The sequence below is a fragment of the Hylemonella sp. P2_B10 genome (assembly GCF_056404875.1).
Window position 1 is genome coordinate 85496 of the sequence record NZ_JBFUDE010000001.1, and the last position, 22994, is coordinate 108489.

The following is a 22994-nucleotide window of genomic DNA, read 5'->3' on the forward strand; positions in this document are numbered from 1 at the left end:
CGGCTCGCCGGGTTGGGTCATTTCTTTGCGGGAATATCCGGCCTCGGGTCAACCACAAAGCCGTTGCGGTTCGGCATCTTGATGGCCGCCAGGTTAGACCTGTTGAGCTCGGTGCGCTCACCCACGATGCCGTTCTGGTGCAACAGGTAAGCGGTGACGGCGTACACCTCATCCGCCGTCAGCGTGCCGGCATCCTGGTAGGGCATGGCCCGGTTCACGTAGTCCCACACGGTGGTGGCGTAGGGCCAAAAGCTGCCCAGGGTCTGGATGGGCTGTGCTGTGGCCAGTGTGCCGCGCCCGCCCACCAGTTGCGGAAAATCATCGTTGCCTTCCCCCTTGGCGCCGTGGCAGGCGGCGCACTTCGCCATGTAGACCGCGCGGCCTGTGACGGCGTTGCCTTGGCCTGGCGGCAAGCCCTTGCCATCGGGCGCCACCGAAATGGCGCGCGAGGCCAGCTCTGCGGGGCTGGCAGCCCGCCCAATGTCCAGCGCTTTGGGATTGCCGGCCAGCAGCGGGCCGCACAAGAGCGCCAGCAGCAAAGCCAGCAGTGCGACTGTTGGTTTACGCATGGCTGATGCTCCCATCGGGTTTGACATGCCAGACCTTGATGCCGTTGTAGTGGTCGGTGGCGTTCATGCCGCGCACGGCGATGATTTCCTCGCGCGTGGGTTGCGTCTGCCCGGTGTCATCCGTGGCGCGTGAGCGCAGCGTGGTAGCCTCGCCGCCCCAGCGCCAGGGGTAGCGAAACGGCGTGGCAGCCATGGGCAGCATCGGGCCCACCAGTTCCGCATCACCCCAGGTGCGGCCATCGTCGGTGGACACTTCCACCCGGGCCACCTTGCCCCGGCCCGACCAGGCCAGGCCGGTGATGTCGTGGTAGCCCCGGCCTGGCAGCTTCTGGCCGCCAGCCGGGCGGGTGATGACCGATTTCACCTCCATCACAAAGCTGAACTGCCGGGCTTTGCCATCGGGCATCAGGTCGGTGTAGTAGGCGGACTCGTCGCGTGTCATGGTGGCTTGGTCCACCAGGGCCATGCGGCCCAGCCATTTGATGTTGATGTTGCCTTCCCAGCCGGGCACCACCAGGCGCAGCGGGTAGCCCTGCTCGGGCCGCAGCGCCTCACCGTTCTGCCCGTAGGCCACCAGCACATCGTCCAGCGCCTTGGCCAGCGGAATGCTGCGGTTGAGGCGACCCGCATCCGCGCCCTCGGCCTCCAGCCAGGTCGCGCCTGGTTTTACCCCCACTTCCTGGAGCAGTGTTTTCAGGGGTACGCCTGCCCATTCGGTATTGCTCAGCAACCCATGGCTGCGCTGCGGGTTGATGCCGGGGCGACCAGCATGGTCAGCACCCGTGTTGCCGGCGCATTCAATGAAGTGGATGCGAGAGGTGGCGGGGAAGCGCTTCAGGTCTTCCATGCTCAACACCAGAGGCCGCTCCACCAGGCCGTGGATCAGCAGGGTGTGCTGCGTGGGGTCAATCACCGGCACGCCGGAGTGGTGGCGCTCGAAATGCAGGGATGACGGCGTGATGCTGCCGTACAGGTCTTGCAGCGGTGTGCGGCTGGACCCGGTGCCAGGTGTTGCACCGGGGGTGAACGAGCGCACAGATTGCTCGAATTGCGCACGCTCACCGTAGCCGCGCCGTGGTGCGCCCAGTTCGCGTGCCGTGCTGTCCTGGACGAAGACGGTGCCGGCAACCGCAGCGCCCGCGCCCAGCAGGCTGCGTCGGCGTGCCAGGTCAAAAGGTTTGTTGTGGTGGCTGGGGCGCATGTCTCATGCGGCCGTGGTGTTGGGCTCGCGCTTGGCGGGGCCGCAGCACCCGCCGGTTTTCCTGGGCTGGGCCACGGCCACGGGTGCGGCTATGGCTACAGGTGTAGCGACTTCACCGCAGCCGCAGCCTGCCTGTCCCTGGGCCTTGGCGGTGGCGTCTTGCGCGCAGCAGGCATTGCTCTCCTTGGGCGCTGGGCCGCCGCAGCAGCCGCTGTTCGTGGCGGCAGCGGCTGTCGGCGCGAAGTTGGTACTGCACACGCCGGTTTGCGGCAGCTCCAATTGCACATCGTCCGCCGCAACCATGTCGCCGGCCAGCACGGCGGCGATGGAGCGCACCTGCTCGTAACCGGTGGCCATCAGGAAATTGGGGGCGCGGCCATAGCTCTTGGCGCCCACCGCGTAGTAGCCCACCTCAGGGTGCGCCAACTCGCGGTGGCCATGCGGGCGCACCGTGCCGCAGCTGTGCAGGTTGGGGTCGATCAGCGGCGCAAGCTGTTCGGTGCTCTCCAGCCAGGCGTCCAGTTTGAGGCGCAGTTCGCTGGCCAGCGCGAGGTTGGGGCGGGAGCCGGTGCTGGCAATCAGCTCGTCCACGCCGTCGATGACGGGGGACACACCCGCGAACGGTTCGCCCACCACCGTGAATGCCGCGCCTTGGGACTTCAGCGCAAAGATGCGGAAGTTCTCATGCAGCTCCAGCTGCCCGTTGTCCTTCAAGGCCTTCAGCCGTTGGCCCAGCGCGCCACGGGCAGGCAGACCATCTGCAGCGCCGCCGCCAAAGACTTTTGCCAGGTTGTTGCCGCGAATCGCCCACACCAGCCGGGTGCTGGGTTCTTCCTCGGCCAGTTGCGCCAAGGCAATCAGCGTGCCGGCGGCGGAGTGCCCCGCCCCCACCACCAGGATGCGCTTGCCCGCGTAGCGCGCACGGTGGCGGTCCAGCACATCGGGCATGCCATAGGCGACGTGGTCTGCTGCCGCCGCTTCACCCAGGGCCGGCAAACCGTTGGCACCCAGGGGGTTGGGCTGGTTCCAGGTGCCTGAGGCGTCGATCACCGCTTGCGCGCGGAATTCCCGCTCGCCGCCCGGCTGCCTGACCCGGATGACGAAGGCTGCGCCTTCCCGGCCTGAGGTTTTCACCTTGTCAAAACCTGCGCGGGTGATGTGTGTCACCGGGCTGTTCAGGTGCAAATGGGTGGCAATGGCCGGCACACGGGCGAGCGGGGCCAGGTAGTGGTCCAGCACCTCTCCTGCGGTCGGCAGCTGATCGAGCGCGGGCGCAACCCAGCCATGCTGCTCCAGCAGCGCGCGGCTGGCCTTGTCGATGTTGTAGCGCCAGGGCGAGAACAGGCGCACGTGGCGGTAGCTGTCCAGGTTGGCGGCCACGCCGGAGCCGGCCTCGAAGATGATGGGCGTGAAGCCTTGCGCCAACACATGTGCTGCGGCGGCCAGGCCTATGGGCCCAGCGCCAATGATGGCGACGGGAAGCGGTGCATGGGTGGGGTGTTGCATGGTGTACTCCGGGGTGAATGGGTGAATGGGTGAATGGGTGAATGGGTGTATTGGGGGTGCCGCTGCTGCGGCTATGCCAGCGCTGGGGCCAGACTGGCGGTGAGGTTCTCGGGAATCAGGCGTTCGACGATGACCACGTCCAGCCAGCGGCCTTCCAGCTGGCCGTGCTTTTCATAGATGCCGACCTCGCGAAAGCCGGCGCGTTTGCACATGCCCAGGCTGGCGGTGTTGAAGGTGAAGACGCGCGAGACCAGCTTCCAGTAGCCCACGGTGCGCGCGGCAACCACCAGCGCTTCCAGCAGTTGCACGCCCACGCCCTTGCCGCGTGCCTCGCGTGCCAGGTAGACCGAGAATTCGGCAATGCCTGCATAGCAAGCGCGGCTGCGGTAGCTGGAGGTGCCCGCCCATCCAATCACGGCGCCGGCATCGTCGACAGCCACCAGCAACGGGCAGCGGCTGGTGTCTGCAAGGCGTATTTCAAGCTCTTGCACCGCGCGCGGCGTGGTCTCGAAAGTCGCGCCGCGGTCCGCGATGCCCTGGTTGTAGATGGCCGTGATGGCGGCAGCGTCGGAAACGGTGGCGGGGCGGGTGGATGGCATCGGAGATTCCTTTACTGGTTGTTACTAGCAACTATTAAGGTAAAAAAAAAGAGCTCATGTCTTGGCGCACGACATGGCAGGCGGGCAGCAGTCGCCATCATCAACACCGGGCAGGGCGCAGGAGTTGCCGGTCTGAAACCGGGCCTCTGCGGCATGGGCCAGCTTCTGGATGACTTCGGCCACTGTGGCGCGCATGGCGGGGTCGAGGTCGCGCAACAGGGCCTTTTGCTGCTCGACCAGGTCGCGGTGAATGCGTTCATTCAACGCGCGCCCGGCACGGGTGATGCGCAGCGCCACGGCGCGGCGGTCATCGGCCTTGGGGATGCGCTCTACATACGCTTTGCGCTCCAGCGCGTCGATGACGCGGCTGGTGGTGCTTTTGTCGAGAAAGAGTTCGGCGGCCAACGCGTTCAATTGCATGGGGCCGCGCTTGACCAGGCTTTCCAGCGCATAGCACTGGGTGACGGAGATGTCGTGGCAGCAAATCTTGTTGCGGTCGCGGAACTGGTACACGCGCACCAGATCGGACACCGCCCAATGCAGGGCTTGGGCGTCTTCGTCCAGATGCTGGATGTCTGGTGAAACAGGAAATTGTTTGGCAACTGCTGGCATATATTTAATTGCTACTGACAACTATATATGGGCGATTCACTTTTGTCAAATCGCCCAGGCCCCTTGACCAGCCGTGGCCATCGGGGTGTGCAGATGCGCGCTCATTCTGCCAAGGTGGTGCCGCCAGCCTCCACCGCATCGCCGGTGACGTGCCCATAAATCGCAAACCGGTTCTTGCCGGTCCGCTTAGCCAGGTACAGCGCCTCGTCGGCCCGCGTCATCAGCGTTTCCTGCTGCAGGCCGTGCTCGGGGTACAGCGCCACGCCTATGCTGGCGCTCACCGTGGCCTGCTGGCCGGTGACCAGCTGCATGGGCTGCTGCAGGGTGGCCAGCAGGCGGTTGAGGGCCACGCGCAGCTCGTCGCGGTTGTGCAACTCGCCCAGGATGATGACGAACTCGTCGCCGCCCAGCCGGGCCACCAGATCGCTGCCGCGCACGCTGGCGTTCATGCGCCGGGCGGCCTCGCGCAGCACAGCATCGCCGGCGTCATGGCCCTGGGTGTCGTTGACAGCTTTGAAGCCGTCCAGGTCGATGTAGCACACCGCCACCTTGTGGCTGTGTCGCTCGCTGTTGCGCAACACATAGGCCAGCGCGTCGGTGAGCTGCAGGCGGTTGGCCAGGCCGGTGAGGTTGTCGTGCAGGGCCTGGTGCTTGGCCTGCATCTCGCTGTCCTTCACGGCGGTGATGTCTACCATCATCCACAGCGACTCACCATCGGGCAGGGGCGCGCCGCTGACATCCATCCACATCAGGTGGCCGTCCTTGTGGCGCATCTGGATCTGGGTGCGGAACTGGCCGCCGCCTGAGAAGTGGCTATAGCCCTGGCCCACCAGCTCGTAGCTGGCGTCGTCAGGATAGAGTACGCGCGAGTTCTGGCCCAGCAGCCCGTTTGGCGGGTAGCCAAACAGGTCGGCCAGCGCTTGGTTGTGCCACTGGGCCACGCGGCCTTTCAGCCGCACGCTGCCGACCAGGCTGTTGTCCAGCATGGCGCCGCGTTCGGCGGCCAACTCGGCGATTTCCTGCTGTGCGCGCCACTGCCTCTTTTGGCGTATGTAGAACAGCAGGGAGCCGCCCACCACCAGTGCGGCCAGCAGCAGCGTCAGCCCGGTTTGCTGCTCGGCCTCGCGCCGCCACAGCGAAAAATAATCGTCCGTGCCCAGCCCGGCCAGCACCGTGAGGCCGTAGATGGGCACGCGGCGGTAGGCGCCGACGCGCTCCACACCATCGATGGAGGTGCGGTTCAGCATGAAGCCCTGCTCGGGGTTGCCCTGCATCACCGTCAGGGATTCGGCGGACAGGCTGACCTTGCCGATGCCGGCGTCTGGCGTCTTGTCGCCCACGGCGTAGCGGGCGACCAGCTTCAGCGTCGGCGAGCGCAGCGACACGGCCCCTTGCGGCCCGAGGTTGAAGTGGTTGAACAGGTCGACGAAATGCTGGGTGCTGAGGTTGGCATAGGCCACGCCCTGGAAGCTGCCGTCAGCCCCCAGCCGCGCGCGCGCCAGGATGATGCCCCAGCCCTTGATGATGCGGCCTTGCAGCGGCTCGGAGATGATGAGCTTGTCGGGCTGGGCGCGGGCCTGGGCGAAGTAGTCGCGGTCGCCCACCGACACCGGCGTGGGCTGGCCGCTGTTGAGCACCAGGCCGCTGGCGTCGGTCACGCGCACGGTGCCCACCTGCGGCACCTGGGCCTTTTGCTCATTGGCCACCACGGTCGCCAGCGCCGTGTCCAGCTTGCCGAAGGCTTGCAGGCGGTTGAGCTGCTGGTTGGTGGAGAGCAGGGCGTTGTCCACCTGCTTGATCTCGCTGGCCACGTTCACGCTCAGCGTGGCGGCCAGGTTTTCAGCCGCCTGGCGCGCGCGCAGCGTCAGGCCCTCGCGGCTGGCTTGCAGCGACAGGGTGGTGACGAGGGCGAGCATGGCCAGCACGGCCAGGTTGCCGCCAATCAGCGCCATGCGAAAGCGTCGCAGGGCGCGGCGTTGAGGCATGCGCGGCATTTTATCGAGTCGCACCCTATGAGTATGGCAACACCATGGCGGCTGCTCGTCTAAAATGGCGCCCATGGGCCGCTGGCTGAAAATCCTGTTGACTGCTTACCTGCTGCTGGCGCTGTCCGCGCAGGGCTATGCGCAGGCCAGCATGCTGGCTTGCGGGCAGGGCCAGGCTGGCATGGCGCAAGCAGCAGCGCCGCACGACCATGCGGCCATGATGGTGGCGGCAACGCTTGACGCCAGCCATCCCGACCAGGCCAGCCACGACCACAGCCAGCACGGCCAAGGCCAGCAAAAGCACAAGTGCACCCATTGCGCACCGTGCTGCGTGGGCTCGGCCCTGGTGTCCGAGATGTCCATTGCCATTGCCGCACCGGTGACGGCGCAGGCTTTCCCGGCCCTCGCCGTGGCAGCCGCCTCGGCCGGCGGCGAGCGGCTGGACCGTCCCCCACGAAGTTTCCTCGCCTGAGTTGACCAAGCTCAGGGCTGGCGTGCGCCTGCACGTGTAGCCTGGCTTGGGTTGATGGGCTGCCCCCGATGTGCTGGTTGCGTGCCGCTGTGCGGTCTCTCGCCGGTCGCGGGCGCATTCCCCCCCTTTTCTTGCGAGGACAACATGCGATTACTCATCACCGGCACCTTGGCCGCGCTCGCCGCCTTCGGGTTGGCCGGCTGCGCCAGCTTCAGCCAGGACGGCGGCTTTGCCCCTGTGACCACCACGGCGCGCGAGCGCCTGGGCAAGGACGTGGCCTGGGCCCGCACCCAGGCCGACCAGGACAGCATTGCCCATCGGGTGACCGAGCTGCTGGCCCACCCCTTGAGCGTGGACGATGCGGTGCAGCTGGCACTGCTGAACAACCGGGGCCTGCAAGCCGCGTTTGCCGAGTTGGCCATTAGCGAGGCCGAGTTGGTGCAAGCCGGGCGCCTGCCCAACCCACGCTTCTCGGCGCTGCGCGCCAGCCAGGCTGGCCCGGCGGGGCAGGAATACAAGGTGGAGCAGGCCATCAGCTTCAACCTGCTGGCGCTGATCACCTTGCCGCAGGCCACTGCGGTGGAGCGCCGACGCTTTGAGCGCACGCAACGGGCCGCCACGCTGGAGTTGCTGCGGCTGGCGTCTGACACGCGCAAGGCTTACTACAACGCCGTAGCAGCCGTTGAGGCTGTGCGCTATGCCGGGCAGGTGCTGCAGGCGGCGCAGGCCGGCGCCGAGCTGGCCCGGCGCATGGCCCAGGCCGGCAACTTCAGCAAACTGCAACAGGCGAGGGAGCAGACCTTCCATGCCGATGCGGTGCTGGGACAGACGCGCGCGGCGCAGCTGGCCGTGGCCAGCCGCGAGCGCTTGACGCGCCTGCTGGGGCTGGACGGCCAGCAGGCCTTCCAGTTGCCCGAGCGCCTGCCCGACCTGCCCACGGTGCCGGTTGACCTGCCCAATGTGGAGCAGATGGCCATGGCCCAGCGGCTGGACGTGCAGGCCGCGCGACTGCAGGCCGAGGCGCTGGCCAGCCAGCTGGGTCTGAGCAAGACGACGCGCTTCATCAACGTGCTGGAGGCTGGCCCGGCCCGCGTGCTGGAGGGCACGGGCGACGCCGGCTACAAGCGCGGCTGGGAGGTGTCCTTGGAGCTGCCGCTGTTTGACTGGGGCACCGCCAAGGTGGCCCGGGCCGAGGCGCAGTACATGCAGGCCGTGCACGCAGCGGCGCAAACGGCCACCAACGCCCGCTCCGAGGTGCGCGAGGCTTACCAGGGCTACCGGGCGAGCCATGAGCTTGCCCGCCACTACCGCGACGAGATCGTGCCGCTGCGCAAACGCATCAGCGACGAGAACCTGCTGCGCTACAACGGCATGCTGATCAGCGTGTTTGAGCTGCTGGCCGACGCCCGCGAGCAGATCGCCAGCGTCAACGCCGCCATCGAGGCGCAGCGCGACTTCTGGCTGGCCCAGGCGGAATTGGAAATGGCCTTGATGGGCCGCGTGCAAGGGAGCACCTCACCATGAATTCACGACGCGCATTTTTGCAAGGCGCCGGCGCCATCACCGCCGCTGTATCCGCTGCCACCGTCAGCCGCGTGGCCCTGGCCGCGCTGCCCGAGGCGGTGAGCCAGACCTCGCCCGCCACCCAGGCGCCGCTGCTGCCCAGCACCGGCCGCCCCTACAACCCGGTGGTGACGCTGAACGGCTGGACGCTGCCCTGGCGCATGGTCAACGGCGTGAAAGAGTTCCACCTGGTGGCCGAACCGGTGGTGCGCGAGATGGCGCCCGGCTTCACCGCCCGGCTGTGGGGCTACAACGGCCAGAGCCCAGGCCCCTCCATCGAGGTGGTGGAGGGTGACCGCGTGCGCATCTTCGTCACCAACCGGCTGCCCGAGCACACCAGCGTGCACTGGCACGGCCAGCGCCTGCCCAATGGCATGGACGGCGTCACCGGGTTGACGCAGCCGTCCATACAGCCAGGCAAGACCTGGGTGTATGAGTTCGTGGCGCGCCGGCCCGGCACCTTCATGTACCACCCGCACGCGGACGAGATGACGCAGATAGCTATGGGCATGATGGGCCTGTGGATCACCCACCCGCGTGGCAAACACCCGCTGATTGCCGAGGTGCAGCGCGACTTCTGCTTTCTGCTGGCCGCCTACGACATCGAGCCCGGCAGCGCTGTGCCGCGCACCATGACCATGCTGGACTTCAACCTGTGGAGCTGGAACAGCCGCATCTTCCCCGGCATCGACACGCTCAACGTGCGCCAGCACGACAAGGTGCGCCTGCGCATTGGCAACCTGACCATGACCAACCACCCCATGCACATCCACGGCCATGAGTTCACCATCACGGGGACGGACGGCGGCCCGGTGCCGCACACCGCTCGCTGGCCCGAGGTGACGGCCGACATTGCCGTCGGCCAGATGCGCCAACTGGAGTTTGTGGCCGACGAAGAGGGCGACTGGAGCCTGCACTGCCACAAGAGCCATCACACCATGAACGCCATGGGCCATGATGTGCCAACGATGATTGGCGTGCAGCAGGACGACCTGGCGCAGAAGATCAGCAACCTGGTGCCCGGTTACATGGCCATGGGCAGCGCTGGCATGGCCGACATGGCGCAAATGGCCATGCCCATCCCCGAGAACACCGCGCCCATGATGACGGGCGAAGGCCCGTTTGGCGGCGTGGAGATGGGCGGCATGTTCAGCGTGCTGAAGGTGCGCAAGGGGCAGAAGGCAGGGGACTACTCGGACCCGGGTTGGTACAAGCACCCGCCGGGCAGCCTGGCATATGAATACACCGGGGTGGTGCCGCAGGCAGTGCGGCAACAGCCTGGCCCGCAGCCAGCCGCCATGCCGATGTCACCGCACGCCAACCACGGCGCACCGGGCGTGGAAGTGCAGGTGCGCAAGCCTTCGGGGCACAGCGGGCATTGAGGCCGCAACCGCACTGAAGCAGGTTGCTCAGCCGCCGGCGCGCTTGACGCGTGCCCGCGCCAGCGCGGCCTCAATCACCGCGCGCTTCTTGTCCAGCTCGGTGGGGTCCGTCAGCCGCGAATGGCCCGGCAGGTCGGCCAGCTTGGCTTCGGCCTTGGCTTGCAGCTTGTGCTGCTGCTCGGCCTCGGCGCGCTCACGCCGCCGCAGCGAGAACGCATAGCGGTCACGCGCCTGGTCGGCCATGGGTTGTGGCCAGGCGGCCCAGCCGGTTGCTGTGCCGGTGACGTTCTCCATCGTGATGCAGTCCACCGGGCAGACCGGGATGCACAGCTCGCAGCCGGTGCAATGCGGCTCGATGACGGTGTGCATGCGCTTGTTGCCGCCCAGGATGGCGTCGGTGGGGCAGGCGTCCAGGCACAGCGTGCAGCCTATGCACCAGGCCTCGTCGATGACGGCCACGCCGCGTGGGCCTTCCACGCCGTGGGCGGGGTTCAGTGCCGAGACGGGTTGGCCGGTGATGGCGGCCAGGCGCGCCACGCCCTCGGCGCCGCCGGGCGGGCATTGGTTGATGGGCGCGCCCTCATCGGCGATGGCCTGCGCGTAAGCCGCGCAATCGGGGTAGCCGCAGCGGGTGCACTGGGTTTGCGGCAGCGCGGCCAGGATGCGCTGCGCCTGCAGCGCCCTGCTGGCGGTGCTGCTCACATGCCGCTCACTTCTTGCGTGCCACCTGCTTGGCCAGGGGCTTGGATGGGGTGGCTTTGGCCTTGAGGGCTGCTTTCTTGGGCGTGGCTTTCACTGCCTTGGCAGCCGCTTTGGCGTTTGTCTTGGCGGCGGGCTTGGTCGATGCCTTGGTACTGGCCTTGGCCACCGGCGCGGGCTCGGCGCGGCGGGTCTTCACCACTGCTTTGGCTTTGGCCGGCTTCACGGCGGCCAGGCTGGCGGCCATGTCGGAAGGGTGGGCCGGCTTTTGCGCCACGGCGCTCTTGGCCAGCGCCCGGGCAGCGGGCTGGTGTTCGGCGATGAAGGCCTTCACCTGCGGGTATACCACGTCGCGCCAACGCCGGCCGGAAAAGATGCCATAGTGCCCGGCGCCCTTGGCCTCCAGGTGCTTCTGGCGCGACTTGGGTATGCCGGTGCACAGGTCATGCGCCGCCTCGGTCTGACCGGAACCGGAGATGTCGTCGAGCTCGCCCTCCACCGTGAAGTGGGCGGTGGTGGTGATGTCCTGCGGGCGCACCAGCTCCAGCTGACCCTGGGGGTTGCGCACCTCCCAGGTGCCGTACACCAGCTTGAATTCCTGGAACACGGTCTTGATGGTGTCCAGGTAGTAATCGGCGTCCATGTCGAGCACGGCGTTGTACTCGTCGTAGAACTTGCGGTGCGCGTCGGTGCTGGCGTCATCACCTTTGATGAGGTCGCGGAAATAGTCGTAATGGCTCTTGGCGTGGCGGTCGGGATTCATGGCCACGAAGCCGGTGTGCTGCAAAAAGCCCGGGTAGACGCGCCGCCCGGCACCGGGGAAGTTGCTGGGTACGCGGAAGATGACGTTGTTCTCGAACCAGGCGTAGCTCTTGTTCATGGCCAGGTTGTTCACCGCGGTGGGCGACTTGCGGGCATCGATCGGGCCGCCCATCATGGTCATGCTCAAGGGCGTGGTCTCGCCCCGGCTGGCCATCAGCGAGATGGCGGCCAGCACCGGCACGGTGGGCTGGCACACGCTGATGACGTGGCAGTTGCCATATTTGGCCTGCACATGGCGGATGAACTCCTGCACGTAGTTGACGTAGTCGTCCAGGCGGAATTCGCCCTCGGCCAGCGGCACCAGACGGGCGTTCTTCCAGTCGGTGATGTAGACCTTGTGGTCGCGCAGCATGGTCTTCACCGTGTCGCGCAACAGCGTGGCGTAGTGGCCCGACAGGGGCGCCACGATCAGCACCGCTGGCTCGCCCTTCAGGCTGTTGAGCGTCTTGGGGTCGTCGCTGAAACGCTTGAAGCGGCGCAACTCGCAAAACGGCTTGTCGATCTCCACCCGCTCGTGGATGGCCACGTCCACCCCATCCACGTCCACGGTGGTGATGCCGAAGGTCGGCTTTTCATAGTCCTTGCCCAGGCGGTGCATCAACTCGTAGCTGGCCGAGATGCGCTGCGCGAACGGGTTTTGCCCAAAGGGCGACAGCGGGTTGCTGTAGATCTTGGCCGCGGCTTGGGCCAGATCGGAAAACGGCTCCATCAGCGAGCGTTGGGCTTCGTAGAGTTGGTACAGCATGATGGGGACCGGTTAAAAAATCTGAATGTTGCGTTGCAATATAACAGTTGTGCCGTACCCGTTATAGGTGTGAAACTACTAAAAGCGTGACGGATGTATGTCGCGCACATGAGAATCGCACATGACCGTATCACCTGTCCACCTGTTTGACGCCTTGAAGACACTCCCGCGCACGCCGCGCATGCCGGTGCTGTTCCTCGGCCACGGCAGCCCGATGAACGCCATCGAAGACAACGAGTACCGCCGCAGCTGGGTGGCGCTGGGGCAGCAGTTTGGCGCCAAATACCCCAAGCCGGCGCTGATTTTGTGCGTGTCGGCCCACTGGTTGACCGAAGGGTGGGCGCTGACGGGCATGGCCCAGCCGCGCACCATCCACGACTTTGGTGGTTTTCCGCAGGCATTGTTTGACCAGCAATACCCGGCGCCCGGCGCGCCCGAGGCGGTGGCCGAGATCGCCAGCCTGCTGACCCAGCCTCACAGCGGCAAGCCGCTGCAGGTGGACGCCAGCGCCTGGGGGCTGGACCACGGCAGCTGGAGCGTGCTCAAACCCATGTTCCCCAACGCCAACATCCCGGTGGTGCAACTCGGCATGGACTACGACCGCGTGCCCACCCAGCACCTCGCGCTGGGCCAGCAACTGCGGGGCTTGCGCGACCATGGCGTGCTGATTGTGGGCAGCGGCAACATCGTGCACAACCTGCGTGCCATGCGAGCTGGCGCCGCGCCCAACCAGGCGCATGACTGGGCGCTGGCCTTCGACACCCTGGTGACAGAGCAACTGGAGCGCGGCGACACGCAAGGCCTGGCCGACTTCCGCAACCTGGGGCAGGTGGCGCAGATGGCACACCCCACGCACGAGCACTACCTGCCGCTGCTGTACTGCGCCGGGGCAGTGGGGTCGGACGAGCAACCGCAGTTCTTCAACACCAGCTACCAACTGGCAGCGATATCCATGCGCTCGGTGGTGTGGGGCTGACGCAGCTCAGAGTTGCTCAGAACCGCACTTCACCCGATTCGCCCAGCCGCGGCGGCTGGTTGCCGGTCAGCGCGGCCTTGGCCATCAGCACCAACTGGGTCAGCTTGCTTTCCTTCACGTCCCAGTAGTGGCCGTGGATGATGGTGGCCTCCACCAGCGCCAGGTCGGCATCCTCGGCGCCGCCCTTGAACCAGGCGTCGTCCATCTTGGTCCACAGCTCGCGCACCTTGTCGGGCTTGTTCACCAGGCTGGCCACGGCGGACAGCGATACGTAAGTGTCCTTGCCCGGGTCGGCAAAGGCGATGCCCACGGAAGGCGATGCCATCAGCTCATGCAGGGCCTCGGCCCGGCGAGACATGAAAAACCACAGCCGGCCTTCGTCCAGCGACTTGTTCTGCATCGTCATCGGCCAGGCGTGCAGGTGGCCGTTGGTGTGGTGGGTGGTGACCATGGCAAAGCGGATGTCCTTGATCAGCGACCACAAGTGTTGGGCGGTGTTGTCGTGCAGGGTGTCATGGGTGTCCATGTGGCGATCTCCATTGGGGGTTCGGATGCCACCACGGTACAAGGCGTTGCCCAGTATGTCTGTGTGGCGTGGCACAGTCAGGCACTCCAGCCATGGAGCTGAGTGCGGTGGCGGCTTGATTCCGCCAACCTAACGGCTCAGCTCCGAGTGACGCCGCCAGCAGCCAAAATCGCCCGCAGCGCATTGCGGCTGTGCGCGCCAAAGTGCCCCAGCAACTCGGCAATGCTGGCGTCCAGCGCGGCGCGTTTGGCCGGCGGTTGCTTGGCCATCTCCGCAGTAAGGCTGATCCTGGCGTCGCTGGCGCCCAGGTCGAAGCCGGGGTCGGCCACATAGGCCGCGGGCATGGCGTCCAGCAGCACGGCGACCAGGCGGTCGGCGTGGTTGGCGGCTTCAGCGGCCACCACATCGCGGGCGTACAGCGTGGTCCAGGCGGGGTAGCGGGCGTCCCGGTTGGTGTCGCGCAGGGCCTGGATCACCGGGGTGTCCTGGTGCGCCAGCGCGGCGGCCAGCACCAGTTCGGCCTGGTACTTCTCCAGCGCCAGGTGCTGGTTGCTCAGCAGCGTCACCATCTCGTTCTTGGCCTTGGGAAAGCCCACCATGGCCAGTGTGTTGATGCCGATCAGCTTGGCCGTGCCCTGGCCGGGCGCCAGGCTGGCGTGGTAGGGCTGCGTCAGGTCTTGCACATAGTGCAGGCTCATGCCCGCAAAGCGCCAGCCCCAGTATGGGTGGCCGGTGCGAAAGGCCATGGCCGACAGCGTGGCGAACTGGTAGGCGCGCAGCGCGGGGAAGGTGCGCTTGAGGAACGGTGCGGCCATGTAGAGCACGCGGTCCTGGTGGTAAAAGCCCATGTGAAAGGGCGCCTGGGTGGAGAAGTTGACCGCCGGGTTGCCAAAGGGCAGCTTGCCAAAACCGTATTGCTTGCCCCAGTCGGACGGGCTGTCGTCAAACAGGTTGATGTCCAGGCCAAAGTCGGGCTCTTGCGAGGCGCTGGCCACCACGGCCAGCGGGCTCACCGCCTGGCCGGGCTTCAGGCCGACGAAGAAGGTGCTGGTGTTGTTGGCCGGCTCGGGCAGCGTGTGCACGGCGCTGTAGGGCAGCGGCGGCAGGGTGGCGTCGGGTGCGGCCTGCGGGTCTTGCTGCAGGTAGAGCGCAAAGCGCGCGTCTGGCGCCACGCGCAGAGCGCGCAGAAAGGCCAGGCGGCGGGCCGCGTCGTCGCGCTTGTCATCGGCCGTGAAGGCCAGCGCGGCGGGGCGGGCAGGGTAGGCCTTCAGGTTGCCGGCGGCCCAGAGTTCCTGGCTGGCCAGCAGGGCTTCGATGGGGCGTTCTTCGGCGCGCAAAAAGGCCTCCAGCGACTCCACCACCACTGGCTGGGCCCGGGCCAGCTCGGGCATGCGCTCCAGTGCGCGGTAGGCAGCGAAGGCGTGGCTGTTCCAGGCAAAGCTGGAGGCACTGGCCAGCAGCGCGGCAAGCAGCAGAAGGATGCGCTTCATGTCGCCGCCAGCGCTTTCGCCCGCTTGATGGTCAGCCAATCCCAGCGCGACTGGTAGCTGGCGGCCTTGGCTTCGAACAGCTTCACGTGGTTGCACTTGGGGTTGCCTTCCAGCACGCCGTCGTAGAGGTCGTCCAGGCCGTTGGGGGCGTACAGCTCCAGGCTGCCTTGCCCGTAAGGTCGCAGGCCCACGCAGGTGCACTTGACGAGGAAGCGGTCCAGCCCGTCCTTGCTGCTGTGCAGTGCGTCATAGTCGTGGCCGAAATAGTCGCGGTACCACAGGTGCACGCGCGCCTGGTTCTTGATCTCCACCTCCACGCCCAGGTCGGCATAGAGCGCCTGCACGCGGGCGTTGACGGCCTGCTCGCCGGCTTCGGACAGATCGTCGCCGTCGAAATAGAACAGGTCGTAGTCCTTGATGCCGGTTTCGGGCGCGCGGCTGCTTTTCAGGTTCCACACGCTCTGGAACAGGCAGCCCGCCACCAGCCAGCAGTCTGGCAGGGCCAGCTCGTGCAGGCGCTGCAGTATCGCCTGGTTGTGGCGGTTTTGCAGCGCTTGCTGGATGAACTGGTCGGGGTCGGACCGGCCCACGGCGTCACGGCTCACGGTGTCACATCACCTTGGCGATGGAGGCGCACACGTAGTCCAGGTTCTTGTCGTTCAGCGCGGCCACGCACATGCGGCCGGTGTCGGTGCCATAGACGCCGAATTCATTGCGCAGGCGCACCATCTGGTCCTTGCTGAGGCCGGAGTAGCTGAACATGCCGATCTGGCTGGTGATGAAACTCATGTCCTGCTTCACACCGGCGGCCTTCAGGCCTTCCACCAGGCGGCTGCGCATGGCCTTGATGCGCACGCGCATCTCGCCCAGCTCTTTTTCCCACAGCGCGCGCAGCTCGGGGTTGCCCAGCACAGCAGCCACCACGGCAGCGCCATGGGTGGGTGGGTTGCTGTAGTTGGTGCGCACCATGATCTTCAGCTGGCTGAGCACGCGGTCGGCCTCTTCCTTGCTGGCGCACAGCACGCTCAAAGCGCCCACGCGTTCGCCGTACAAGCTGAAGCTCTTGCTGAACGAGGTGGAGACCAGGAACACCAGCCCGGCTTGCACGAACTTGGCGATCACCGCGCCGTCTTCGGCAATGCCATAGCCAAAGCCCTGGTAGGCCATGTCCAGGAAGGGGGTCAGCTGACGGTCCTTGACGACGGCGATCACCTGGTCCCACTGGGCGGGCGAAATGTCGCAGCCGGTGGGGTTGTGGCAGCAGGCGTGCAGCACGGCAATGCTGCCCACCTCAGCCGCCTTCAACGCGGCCAGCATGGCGTCGAAGTTGACGGCGTGGCTGGCAGCGTCGTAGTAGGCGTAGTTTTCCACCACGAAGCCGGCCTGCGTGAACAGCGCGCGGTGGTTTTCCCAGCTTGGGTCGCTGATCAGCACCTTGGCGGTGGGCTGCAGGTGCTTCAAGAAGTCGGCACCGATCTTGATGCCGCCGGTGCCGCCCAGGCCCTGCACGGTGGCCACGCGGCCGCTCTTGACCGGCTCGCTGTCGGCGCCGAACACCAGGCTCTTGACGGCGGCGTCATACGCGGCAATGCCGTCGATGGGCAGGTAGCCACGCGGCTTGGGCGCTTCCATCATGGCCTTTTCGGCCGCCTGCACGCACTGCAACAGCGGCAGCTTGCCATTGGCGTCGAAATACACGCCCACGCCCAGATTGACCTTGGCCGGATTGGTGTCGGCATTGAACTGCTCGTTCAGACCCAGAATCGGGTCCCGGGGGGCCATTGCGACGGCGGAGAACATGGACGACATGATGGAGGCGGTTCCTGGTTAGAGCGTGAATCGAAAAAAATAGACGAGCGAGCGGGGAACCGGCGGGTGGCCGGGCGAAAGCACGGAAACCGGGCCTGCGCAATCAGTGATTTTACGGGGTCTGGCGGCTGAGGGCTTTTGGCCTTGCCTCAGAGGGGTGCACTCAGCACCAGTCAACTCTGGCTGAGCACCTGTTCGGTGCCCTGTATTTGAGCATACTCGCCATCCAGGTTGGCCAGCGACATGGCGTGCACTTCGGCGGCGCTGCGCGGCGTGCCGGCGAAATCGGTCTTGTCATACGCATAACAGGCGTCGCTGACCACTCGTGCGGCAAACCCCAGGTTGCCGGCGGAGCGGGCCGTGGCCTCCACCGAATTGTTGGTGCTGACGCCGGTGATGACCAAATGGCCAATGCCACGCACGCGCAGCCAGCGCTCCAGCCCACTGAGCGTGAAGGCACAGGGAATGTTCTTCTCCACCACGTGCTCGTGCGGCAGCGGCGCCAGTGCCGGCTGGAACTCGTTGTTGACCTGCCCCGGCCAGAACAGCGAGCCGGGCGCGCGCGACATGTGGCGCACGTGCACGATGGGCCAGTTCTTGTCGCGCCAGGCCTGCAACAGCCGGGCGATGTTGGCCTCGGCCTGCGGGTTGTTGCGCGGGCCGGCTTGTGACGTGGCCATGCCTTTTTGCATGTCGATGATGATCAGAGCGGCTGCTTGCGTGTCCATGGGGTGCATTTTGACGCCTTGGCTTGCTTCGCAGGTGCCGCAAACCAAGTGAGCGAGCAAACAGCAGCGTCCTCGTGTGCGGTTTTCAAGTAGGCAGTCACCCCGGGGGGTTGTGGGGTGGCCGGTCGCCACGCTTTAGACTACGCTTGCAACTGCCGTTTGCGCATCGCGTGGACGTTGGTCGTTCGGCGTCGCCGGCCGGCGGTGCGCGGTTCACCAGAGGACAAAACATGAATTTCAACAATGTGCGCGTGGCCTACAAGCTGTGGGGCGTGATCCTGGGCTTGCTGCTGCTGCTGTTGGCGACGGCCACCTGGACGCAATTGCGCGCCAGGACGGCCACCGACACCACCGAGCAGCTGGTGTCCAAGTACGAGGACGCGATCACCCTGGCGGTGCGCTGGCGCGGGCTGGCGGAACTGGCGGTGGCGCAGAACATGATCACCTATGTCACCACCGACGACGCGGTGAAAAAAGACCTGGAAACCAAGGTGGCGGCGCTGACAGCGCGCATCACGCCGGTGCAGGAGTTGATCACCAAGAACGCCACCTCGGACATCGGCAAGGCCGCCATGGACGTGGTGGCCAAGACGCGCGCCGAGATCCGCGGCCTGGGTGACAAGACCAAGGCCATCAAGGAGTCGCCCGATGTGGCGGTCAAGCAGGCGTTTCTCGACAAGGAATACCAGCCGCGCGCGAAGGCTTACCTGGACTCGCTGGACAAGTTCGTCCAGGCCCAGGAGCAGCAGCGCGACGCCGCCCGCAGTGCGCTGGACGGGGTGCGCAAGGACTTGACCATGATGGCCATCGCCGCCGTGGTGGTGGTGTTTGCGCTGGGCATCTTCATGGCCTGGACGCTGGTGCGCTCCATCACCCAGCCGCTGGACCGGGCCGTGTCACTGGCCCAGGCGATTGCCGGCGGCGACCTGACCCGCAACGTGCACGACGACCGCAAGGACGAGTTCGGCGTGCTGATGCGCGCCCAGTCGGACATGGTGGCCCGGCTGCGCGAACTGGTGACGCAGGTGCGTGGCGGGGTGGAGTCGGTCTCCACCGCCTCGAGCGAAATCGCCCAGGGCAACCATGACCTGTCCGGCCGCACCGAAAGCCAGGCCAGCGCGCTGGAGGAAACCGCTGCTTCCATGGAAGAACTCAGCTCCACCGTGAAACAAAACGCCGACAACGCACGCCAGGCCAACCAGCTGGCGATGAGCGCCTCCACCGTGGCCGTCAAGGGCGGCGAGGTGGTGGGCCAGGTGGTGCAGACCATGAAGGGCATCAACGATTCGTCGAAGAAGATCGCCGACATCATCAGCGTCATCGACGGCATCGCCTTCCAGACCAACATCCTGGCCTTGAATGCCGCCGTGGAAGCCGCGCGCGCCGGTGAGCAGGGGCGTGGCTTTGCCGTCGTGGCCAGCGAGGTGCGGTCTTTGGCCGGGCGCAGCGCCGAGGCGGCGAAAGAGATCAAGGGCCTGATAGGCGCCAGCGTGGAGCGGGTGGGGCAGGGCTCGGCGCTGGTGGACCAGGCCGGCAGCACCATGGCCGAGGTGGTGGGCGCCATCCGCCGGGTGACCGACATCATGGGCGAGATCAGTGCCGCCAGCAACGAGCAGGCTCAGGGCGTGGCCCAGGTGGGTGAGGCGGTGACGCAGATGGACCAGGCCACGCAGCAGAACGCCGCGCTGGTGGAGCAGATGGCCGCGGCGGCCAGCAGCCTGAAAGGCCAGGCGCAAGACCTGGTGCAGGCGGTGGCGATCTTCAAGCTGGCCGATGGCGGGGTGGGTGGCCTGGGTGCTATCGCCAACCACAGCAGCTACGGTGGCGGCGCTCCCGCCCTGGCGACGCCTGGGGCCTTCCTGCGCCTGAAATGACCGGCGGTGCGCCGGACTCAGTCGAACATGGCACGCATGGCGGCCCGGCCGGCTGAAGCTTCCGAGAAGCGCCGGCCCTGGATCAGGCCGCCATCGACCACGATGTCCTCACCGTTGACGAAGGTCGATTCGTCGCTGGCCAGGTAGACCGCAGCGTGGGCGATGTCGTCGGTGACGCCGGCGCGCGGGATGGGCTGCGCGCCCTTCAGGGCGATCTTGACCTTCTCGGCCGTGGCCTCTGCTGCTGCCGTCTCCAGGCCCAGGGCTTTGCCGAAGATGCCGGTGGCGATGACGCCGGGCGAAATGGAATTCACCCGTACGCCGTCCTCACCCAGCTCCAGCGCGGTGCAGCGCGTCAGGTGCAGCAGCGCCGCCTTGGCCACGCTGTAGCTGATGGACGATGAGTAGCCGGCGCGGTGCCCGGCCACCGAGGTGATGTTGATGATGCTGCCCTGGCGCTGCGCGCGCATCAGCGGCGTCACGTGCTTGGTGTGGGCCAGCGCGCCGCGCACGTGCACGGCGATGGTGGTGTCGAAGTCGGCCAGATTCACCGTCTCCAGCGCGCCGGTGCCGATGGCGATGCCGGCGTTGTTCACCAGGATGTCCAGCCGCCCGCCGCTGGCGGCCGTGGCGGCTGCAATGGTGCGCTGGGCATCAGCCTCCAGCGCCACGTCGGCTTCGATGAAGGTGGCGCCGGTGGCGCGGGCCACTTCGGCCCCCAGTTCGGCGCGGCGGCCGGTGAAGAACACCGTGGCGCCTTCTTCCACAAAGCGCTCCACCATGCGCCGGCCAATGCCGCTGGTGCCACCGGTGACGATGGCGATCTTGCCTTGCAATCTCATGGCTGGCTTCTTTCTGGTGTGAACTGGGGCGGTGGGCGCAGTCTAGTCCAACCCACTTGCCAGGGGTATGTCAGCAGCGCACTGGCCGGCCGGTTTTCGGGTGTGCGCGGGGTTGATTCCAGGCACGGTGGAAAACTGCTTAAATATACAGTAGTATTGCAGCTTGCCCCAGGCGCACCCACCCCCATCTACAGCCCATGCCGCGCACCGCCTCTACCGCCCCCCCAGCCCCCAAGCCCACCGCCGTTGCAGAGTTGCCCGCCGAGGGGCAGGCGGCCCCGCAGGGCGAGTTCGTGCACTTCCCGGATTCGCCGTTCGAGCTGTTCCAGCCCTACCCACCGGCGGGTGACCAGCCCGAGGCCATTCGCCAGCTGGTTGAAGGCGTGCAGGACGGCGAGGTGTTCCAGACCCTGCTGGGCGTCACCGGCTCGGGCAAGACCTTCACCATGGCCAACGTCATCGCGCGCCTGGGCCGCCCGGCCATCGTTTTCGCGCCCAACAAGACGCTGGCCGCGCAGCTGTACAGCGAGTTCCGCGAGTTTTTCCCCAAGAACGCGGTCGAATATTTCGTCAGCTACTACGACTACTACCAGCCCGAGGCCTATGTGCCGCAGCGCGACTTGTTCATCGAGAAAGACTCGGCCATCAACGAGCACATCGAGCAGATGCGCCTGTCGTGCACCAAGAGCCTGCTTGAGCGGCGCGATGTGGTCATCGTCGCCACCGTGTCGGCCATCTACGGCATCGGCCACCCCGAGTCCTACCACCAGATGGTGATGACCATGCGCACCGGCGACAAGGTGGGCCAGCGCGACATCATCGCCCAGCTGGTGCGCATGCAGTATTCGCGCAACGACATGGATTTTTCGCGCGGCGCCTTCCGCGTGCGCGGCGACACCATCGACGTCTTTCCCGCCGAGCACAGCGAAATGGCGCTGCGCATCGAGCTGTTTGACGACGAGGTCGAGTCGCTGCAGCTGTTCGACCCGCTGACCGGCCGCATACGGCAGAAGATCCCCCGCTTCACCGTCTACCCCAGCAGCCACTACGTGACGCCGCGCGACCGCGTGCTGGCCGCCGTGGAAACCATCAAGGTGGAGCTGAGCGACCGGTTGAAAGAGCTGGTCTCCGCCGGCAAGCTGGTGGAAGCCCAGCGGCTGGAGCAGCGCACCCGGTTCGACCTGGAAATGCTCAGCGAGGTGGGCCACTGCAAGGGCATCGAGAACTACACCCGCCACCTCAGCGGCTCGGCGCCGGGTGACCCGCCGTCCACGCTGACCGACTACTTGCCGCGCGACTCGCTGATGTTCCTGGACGAAAGCCACGTGCTGATCGGCCAGTTCGGCGGCATGTACAACGGCGACCGCTCGCGCAAGACCACGCTGGTCGAATACGGCTTTCGCCTGCCCAGCGCGCTGGACAACCGGCCGCTGAAGTTTGAAGAGTTCGAGACCAAGATGCGCCAGGTGGTGTTCGTCTCGGCCACGCCGGCAGACTGGGAAAAGGCCCACGCCGGCCAGGTGGTGGAGCAACTGGTGCGCCCCACCGGTCTGGTCGACCCCGAGGTCGAGGTGCGCCCAGCCACCAGCCAGGTGGACGACGTGCTGCAGGAAATCCGCATCCGAGTGGACAAGCACGAGCGCGTGCTGATCACCACGCTGACCAAGCGCATGGCCGAGCAGCTGACCGACTATTTGACCGACAACGGCGTCAAGGTGCGCTACCTGCACAGCGACGTCGACACCGTGGAGCGGGTCGAGATCCTGCGCGACCTGCGCCTGGGCACCTTTGACGTGCTGGTGGGCATCAACCTGCTGCGCGAGGGGCTGGACATTCCCGAAGTGTCGCTCGTGGCCATCCTGGACGCCGACAAAGAGGGCTTCCTGCGCTCAGAGCGCTCGCTGATCCAAACCATAGGCCGCGCAGCCCGCAACCTGAACGGCCGCGCCATCCTGTACGCCGACCGCGTCACCGACTCCATGGCCCGCGCCATCGGCGAGACCGAGCGCCGCCGCGCCCGGCAGGTGGCCCACAACCTGGCCCACGGCATCACGCCACAGAGCATCGTCAAGAAGGTGCGCGACCTGATCGACGGCGTCTACAGCGAAAAGGCCGGCAAGGAAGCCGACAAGCTCGAGCGCGACGCCATCGCCCGCGCCGGGCTGGAAGAGTTGAGCGAAAAGGACGTGGCGCGCGAAATCAAGCGGCTGGAAAAGCAGATGATGGAGCACGCCCGCAACCTGGAGTTCGAAAAAGCCGCCCGTGTGCGCGACCAGCTGGCGGCGCTCAAAACGCGCACTTTTGGTGCGGCCGGCAGCGACAACCTGGTGCCGGTGGTCCCTGTTGCGGCTGCCGGGGCAGGGCGGCTCTAGCTTCCCGCCCGCTTGTTTCGCCCCCAAGTCACCCCATATAAACCTACACGGCAGTCGGGAACTGGGGACATTCCCCGGGCTCCAACCTCCGTCCCAGGTTGCGCCCGCACCTGGGGATTTGCCCCGCCGCCGCTTACCCGAGCAATCTACTGGGGTATGTGGTATACTTGATATAAATACTCAACATCTGTCGGGTTTACCCGTAGTCCGCTGAGTGCCCCG

The 22994-nt window shown here is 66.4% G+C and carries 20 protein-coding genes; 6 read left to right on the forward strand and 14 right to left on the reverse strand.

Annotated features, from left to right (window positions below; all coding sequences use genetic code 11):
* Positions 1–17: 17 nt before the first annotated feature.
* The 6 genes from AC1DX2_RS00385 to AC1DX2_RS00410 all read right to left on the reverse strand — a co-directional run bounded on the left by AC1DX2_RS00385 (position 18) and on the right by AC1DX2_RS00410 (position 6472).
* A complete protein-coding gene (locus AC1DX2_RS00385) occupies positions 18–569 on the reverse strand; it encodes a c-type cytochrome (protein WP_477194299.1) in 552 nt (183 codons plus the stop codon).
* Positions 562–1770 carry a sulfite dehydrogenase gene (soxC, locus tag AC1DX2_RS00390; RefSeq protein WP_477194300.1) on the reverse strand — a complete coding sequence of 403 codons (1209 nt, stop codon included), beginning with the start codon at positions 1768–1770 and terminating at the stop codon, positions 562–564. The genes AC1DX2_RS00385 and soxC overlap by 8 nt, the downstream gene beginning before the upstream one ends.
* 3 nt (positions 1771–1773) lie before the next feature.
* On the reverse strand, positions 1774–3276 hold the full coding sequence (locus AC1DX2_RS00395) for an NAD(P)-binding domain-containing protein (protein ID WP_477194301.1): 1503 nt from the start codon (positions 3274–3276) through the stop codon (positions 1774–1776).
* 71 nt (positions 3277–3347) lie between these two features.
* Entirely contained in the window at positions 3348–3875 is a 528-nt protein-coding gene (locus tag AC1DX2_RS00400) for an arsinothricin resistance N-acetyltransferase ArsN1 family A (RefSeq protein WP_477194302.1), read from the reverse strand.
* A gap of 54 nt (positions 3876–3929) precedes the next feature.
* A complete protein-coding gene (locus AC1DX2_RS00405; RefSeq protein ID WP_477194303.1) occupies positions 3930–4487 on the reverse strand; it encodes a MarR family winged helix-turn-helix transcriptional regulator in 558 nt (185 codons plus the stop codon).
* Positions 4488–4588: 101 nt separating this feature from the next.
* Entirely contained in the window at positions 4589–6472 is a 1884-nt protein-coding gene (locus tag AC1DX2_RS00410; protein WP_477194304.1) for a bifunctional diguanylate cyclase/phosphodiesterase, read from the reverse strand.
* Between the two features lie 73 nt (positions 6473–6545).
* Here AC1DX2_RS00410 and AC1DX2_RS00415 point away from each other — a divergent pair, with 73 nt between their 5' ends.
* The 3 genes from AC1DX2_RS00415 (at position 6546) to AC1DX2_RS00425 (ending at position 9889) form a co-directional block, all read left to right on the forward strand.
* Positions 6546–6944 carry a hypothetical protein gene (locus AC1DX2_RS00415; RefSeq protein ID WP_477194305.1) on the forward strand — a complete coding sequence of 133 codons (399 nt, stop codon included), beginning with the start codon at positions 6546–6548 and terminating at the stop codon, positions 6942–6944.
* A gap of 144 nt (positions 6945–7088) precedes the next feature.
* Complete coding sequence (locus AC1DX2_RS00420) at positions 7089–8468, forward strand: TolC family protein (protein ID WP_477194306.1); 1380 nt, start codon at positions 7089–7091, stop codon at positions 8466–8468.
* Entirely contained in the window at positions 8465–9889 is a 1425-nt protein-coding gene (locus tag AC1DX2_RS00425; RefSeq protein WP_477194307.1) for a multicopper oxidase family protein, read from the forward strand. The genes AC1DX2_RS00420 and AC1DX2_RS00425 overlap by 4 nt, the downstream gene beginning before the upstream one ends.
* A gap of 27 nt (positions 9890–9916) precedes the next feature.
* Here the strand turns inward: AC1DX2_RS00425 and rsxB are convergent, their stop codons facing one another.
* Together rsxB and AC1DX2_RS00435 are read right to left on the reverse strand one after the other, a co-directional pair.
* A complete protein-coding gene (gene rsxB / locus AC1DX2_RS00430) occupies positions 9917–10591 on the reverse strand; it encodes an electron transport complex subunit RsxB (protein ID WP_477194308.1) in 675 nt (224 codons plus the stop codon).
* Between the two features lie 7 nt (positions 10592–10598).
* The gene (locus AC1DX2_RS00435) at positions 10599–12155 is read right to left on the reverse strand and encodes a polyhydroxyalkanoate depolymerase (RefSeq protein WP_477194309.1); all 1557 of its coding nucleotides are present in this window, start codon (positions 12153–12155) and stop codon (positions 10599–10601) included.
* Positions 12156–12276: 121 nt separating this feature from the next.
* Here AC1DX2_RS00435 and ygiD point away from each other — a divergent pair, with 121 nt between their 5' ends.
* Positions 12277–13131, forward strand: a complete 855-nt coding sequence (ygiD, locus tag AC1DX2_RS00440) for a 4,5-DOPA-extradiol-dioxygenase (RefSeq protein WP_477194310.1) — start codon at positions 12277–12279, stop codon at positions 13129–13131.
* A 16-nt stretch (positions 13132–13147) separates the two neighbouring features.
* On the opposite strand, the gene AC1DX2_RS00445 is transcribed toward ygiD, so the two are convergent.
* The 5 genes from AC1DX2_RS00445 to AC1DX2_RS00465 all read right to left on the reverse strand — a co-directional run bounded on the left by AC1DX2_RS00445 (position 13148) and on the right by AC1DX2_RS00465 (position 17684).
* Positions 13148–13657, reverse strand: a complete 510-nt coding sequence (locus tag AC1DX2_RS00445) for a pyridoxamine 5'-phosphate oxidase family protein (protein WP_477194311.1) — start codon at positions 13655–13657, stop codon at positions 13148–13150.
* Positions 13658–13794: 137 nt separating this feature from the next.
* Positions 13795–15147 (reverse strand): hypothetical protein, encoded by a 1353-nt coding sequence (locus AC1DX2_RS00450; RefSeq protein ID WP_477194312.1) that lies wholly within the window; start codon positions 15145–15147, stop codon positions 13795–13797.
* Complete coding sequence (locus tag AC1DX2_RS00455) at positions 15144–15752, reverse strand: nucleotidyltransferase family protein (protein ID WP_477194313.1); 609 nt, start codon at positions 15750–15752, stop codon at positions 15144–15146. Before AC1DX2_RS00455 ends, AC1DX2_RS00450 begins: the two co-directional genes overlap by 4 nt.
* A gap of 4 nt (positions 15753–15756) precedes the next feature.
* Positions 15757–16956 (reverse strand): amino acid aminotransferase, encoded by a 1200-nt coding sequence (locus AC1DX2_RS00460; RefSeq protein WP_477194314.1) that lies wholly within the window; start codon positions 16954–16956, stop codon positions 15757–15759.
* Positions 16957–17129: 173 nt separating this feature from the next.
* On the reverse strand, positions 17130–17684 hold the full coding sequence (locus AC1DX2_RS00465; protein ID WP_477194315.1) for a cysteine hydrolase family protein: 555 nt from the start codon (positions 17682–17684) through the stop codon (positions 17130–17132).
* A 230-nt stretch (positions 17685–17914) separates the two neighbouring features.
* Here AC1DX2_RS00465 and AC1DX2_RS00470 point away from each other — a divergent pair, with 230 nt between their 5' ends.
* Positions 17915–19558: a methyl-accepting chemotaxis protein gene (locus AC1DX2_RS00470; RefSeq protein WP_477194316.1), complete on the forward strand. Its 1644-nt coding sequence runs from the start codon at positions 17915–17917 to the stop codon at positions 19556–19558.
* 17 nt (positions 19559–19575) lie between these two features.
* On the opposite strand, the gene AC1DX2_RS00475 is transcribed toward AC1DX2_RS00470, so the two are convergent.
* Positions 19576–20400 carry an SDR family NAD(P)-dependent oxidoreductase gene (locus AC1DX2_RS00475; RefSeq protein WP_477194317.1) on the reverse strand — a complete coding sequence of 275 codons (825 nt, stop codon included), beginning with the start codon at positions 20398–20400 and terminating at the stop codon, positions 19576–19578.
* A gap of 197 nt (positions 20401–20597) precedes the next feature.
* Between AC1DX2_RS00475 and uvrB the strand changes: the two genes are divergently transcribed.
* On the forward strand, positions 20598–22772 hold the full coding sequence (gene uvrB, locus AC1DX2_RS00480; RefSeq protein ID WP_477194318.1) for an excinuclease ABC subunit UvrB: 2175 nt from the start codon (positions 20598–20600) through the stop codon (positions 22770–22772).
* The last annotated feature ends 222 nt before the right edge of the window (positions 22773–22994 follow it).

What these genes read in the sequence shown, in the direction of transcription:
- AC1DX2_RS00445 (WP_477194311.1), bottom strand. Translation starts at nt 13,657, where the DNA reads ATGGACACCCATGACACCCTGCACGACAACACCGCCCAACACTTGTGG.
- AC1DX2_RS00435 (WP_477194309.1), bottom strand. Translation starts at nt 12,155, where the DNA reads ATGCTGTACCAACTCTACGAAGCCCAACGCTCGCTGATGGAGCCGTTT.
- uvrB (WP_477194318.1), top strand. Translation starts at nt 20,598, where the DNA reads ATGCCGCGCACCGCCTCTACCGCCCCCCCAGCCCCCAAGCCCACCGCC.
- AC1DX2_RS00415 (WP_477194305.1), top strand. Translation starts at nt 6,546, where the DNA reads ATGGGCCGCTGGCTGAAAATCCTGTTGACTGCTTACCTGCTGCTGGCG.
- AC1DX2_RS00395 (WP_477194301.1), bottom strand. Translation starts at nt 3,276, where the DNA reads ATGCAACACCCCACCCATGCACCGCTTCCCGTCGCCATCATTGGCGCT.
- ygiD (WP_477194310.1), top strand. Translation starts at nt 12,277, where the DNA reads ATGACCGTATCACCTGTCCACCTGTTTGACGCCTTGAAGACACTCCCG.
- AC1DX2_RS00470 (WP_477194316.1), top strand. Translation starts at nt 17,915, where the DNA reads ATGAATTTCAACAATGTGCGCGTGGCCTACAAGCTGTGGGGCGTGATC.
- AC1DX2_RS00450 (WP_477194312.1), bottom strand. Translation starts at nt 15,147, where the DNA reads ATGAAGCGCATCCTTCTGCTGCTTGCCGCGCTGCTGGCCAGTGCCTCC.
- AC1DX2_RS00410 (WP_477194304.1), bottom strand. Translation starts at nt 6,472, where the DNA reads ATGCCTCAACGCCGCGCCCTGCGACGCTTTCGCATGGCGCTGATTGGC.
- AC1DX2_RS00425 (WP_477194307.1), top strand. Translation starts at nt 8,465, where the DNA reads ATGAATTCACGACGCGCATTTTTGCAAGGCGCCGGCGCCATCACCGCC.
- AC1DX2_RS00385 (WP_477194299.1), bottom strand. Translation starts at nt 569, where the DNA reads ATGCGTAAACCAACAGTCGCACTGCTGGCTTTGCTGCTGGCGCTCTTG.
- AC1DX2_RS00475 (WP_477194317.1), bottom strand. Translation starts at nt 20,400, where the DNA reads ATGAGATTGCAAGGCAAGATCGCCATCGTCACCGGTGGCACCAGCGGC.
- AC1DX2_RS00400 (WP_477194302.1), bottom strand. Translation starts at nt 3,875, where the DNA reads ATGCCATCCACCCGCCCCGCCACCGTTTCCGACGCTGCCGCCATCACG.
- soxC (WP_477194300.1), bottom strand. Translation starts at nt 1,770, where the DNA reads ATGCGCCCCAGCCACCACAACAAACCTTTTGACCTGGCACGCCGACGC.
- AC1DX2_RS00420 (WP_477194306.1), top strand. Translation starts at nt 7,089, where the DNA reads ATGCGATTACTCATCACCGGCACCTTGGCCGCGCTCGCCGCCTTCGGG.
- AC1DX2_RS00460 (WP_477194314.1), bottom strand. Translation starts at nt 16,956, where the DNA reads ATGTCGTCCATGTTCTCCGCCGTCGCAATGGCCCCCCGGGACCCGATT.
- AC1DX2_RS00465 (WP_477194315.1), bottom strand. Translation starts at nt 17,684, where the DNA reads ATGGACACGCAAGCAGCCGCTCTGATCATCATCGACATGCAAAAAGGC.
- AC1DX2_RS00405 (WP_477194303.1), bottom strand. Translation starts at nt 4,487, where the DNA reads ATGCCAGCAGTTGCCAAACAATTTCCTGTTTCACCAGACATCCAGCAT.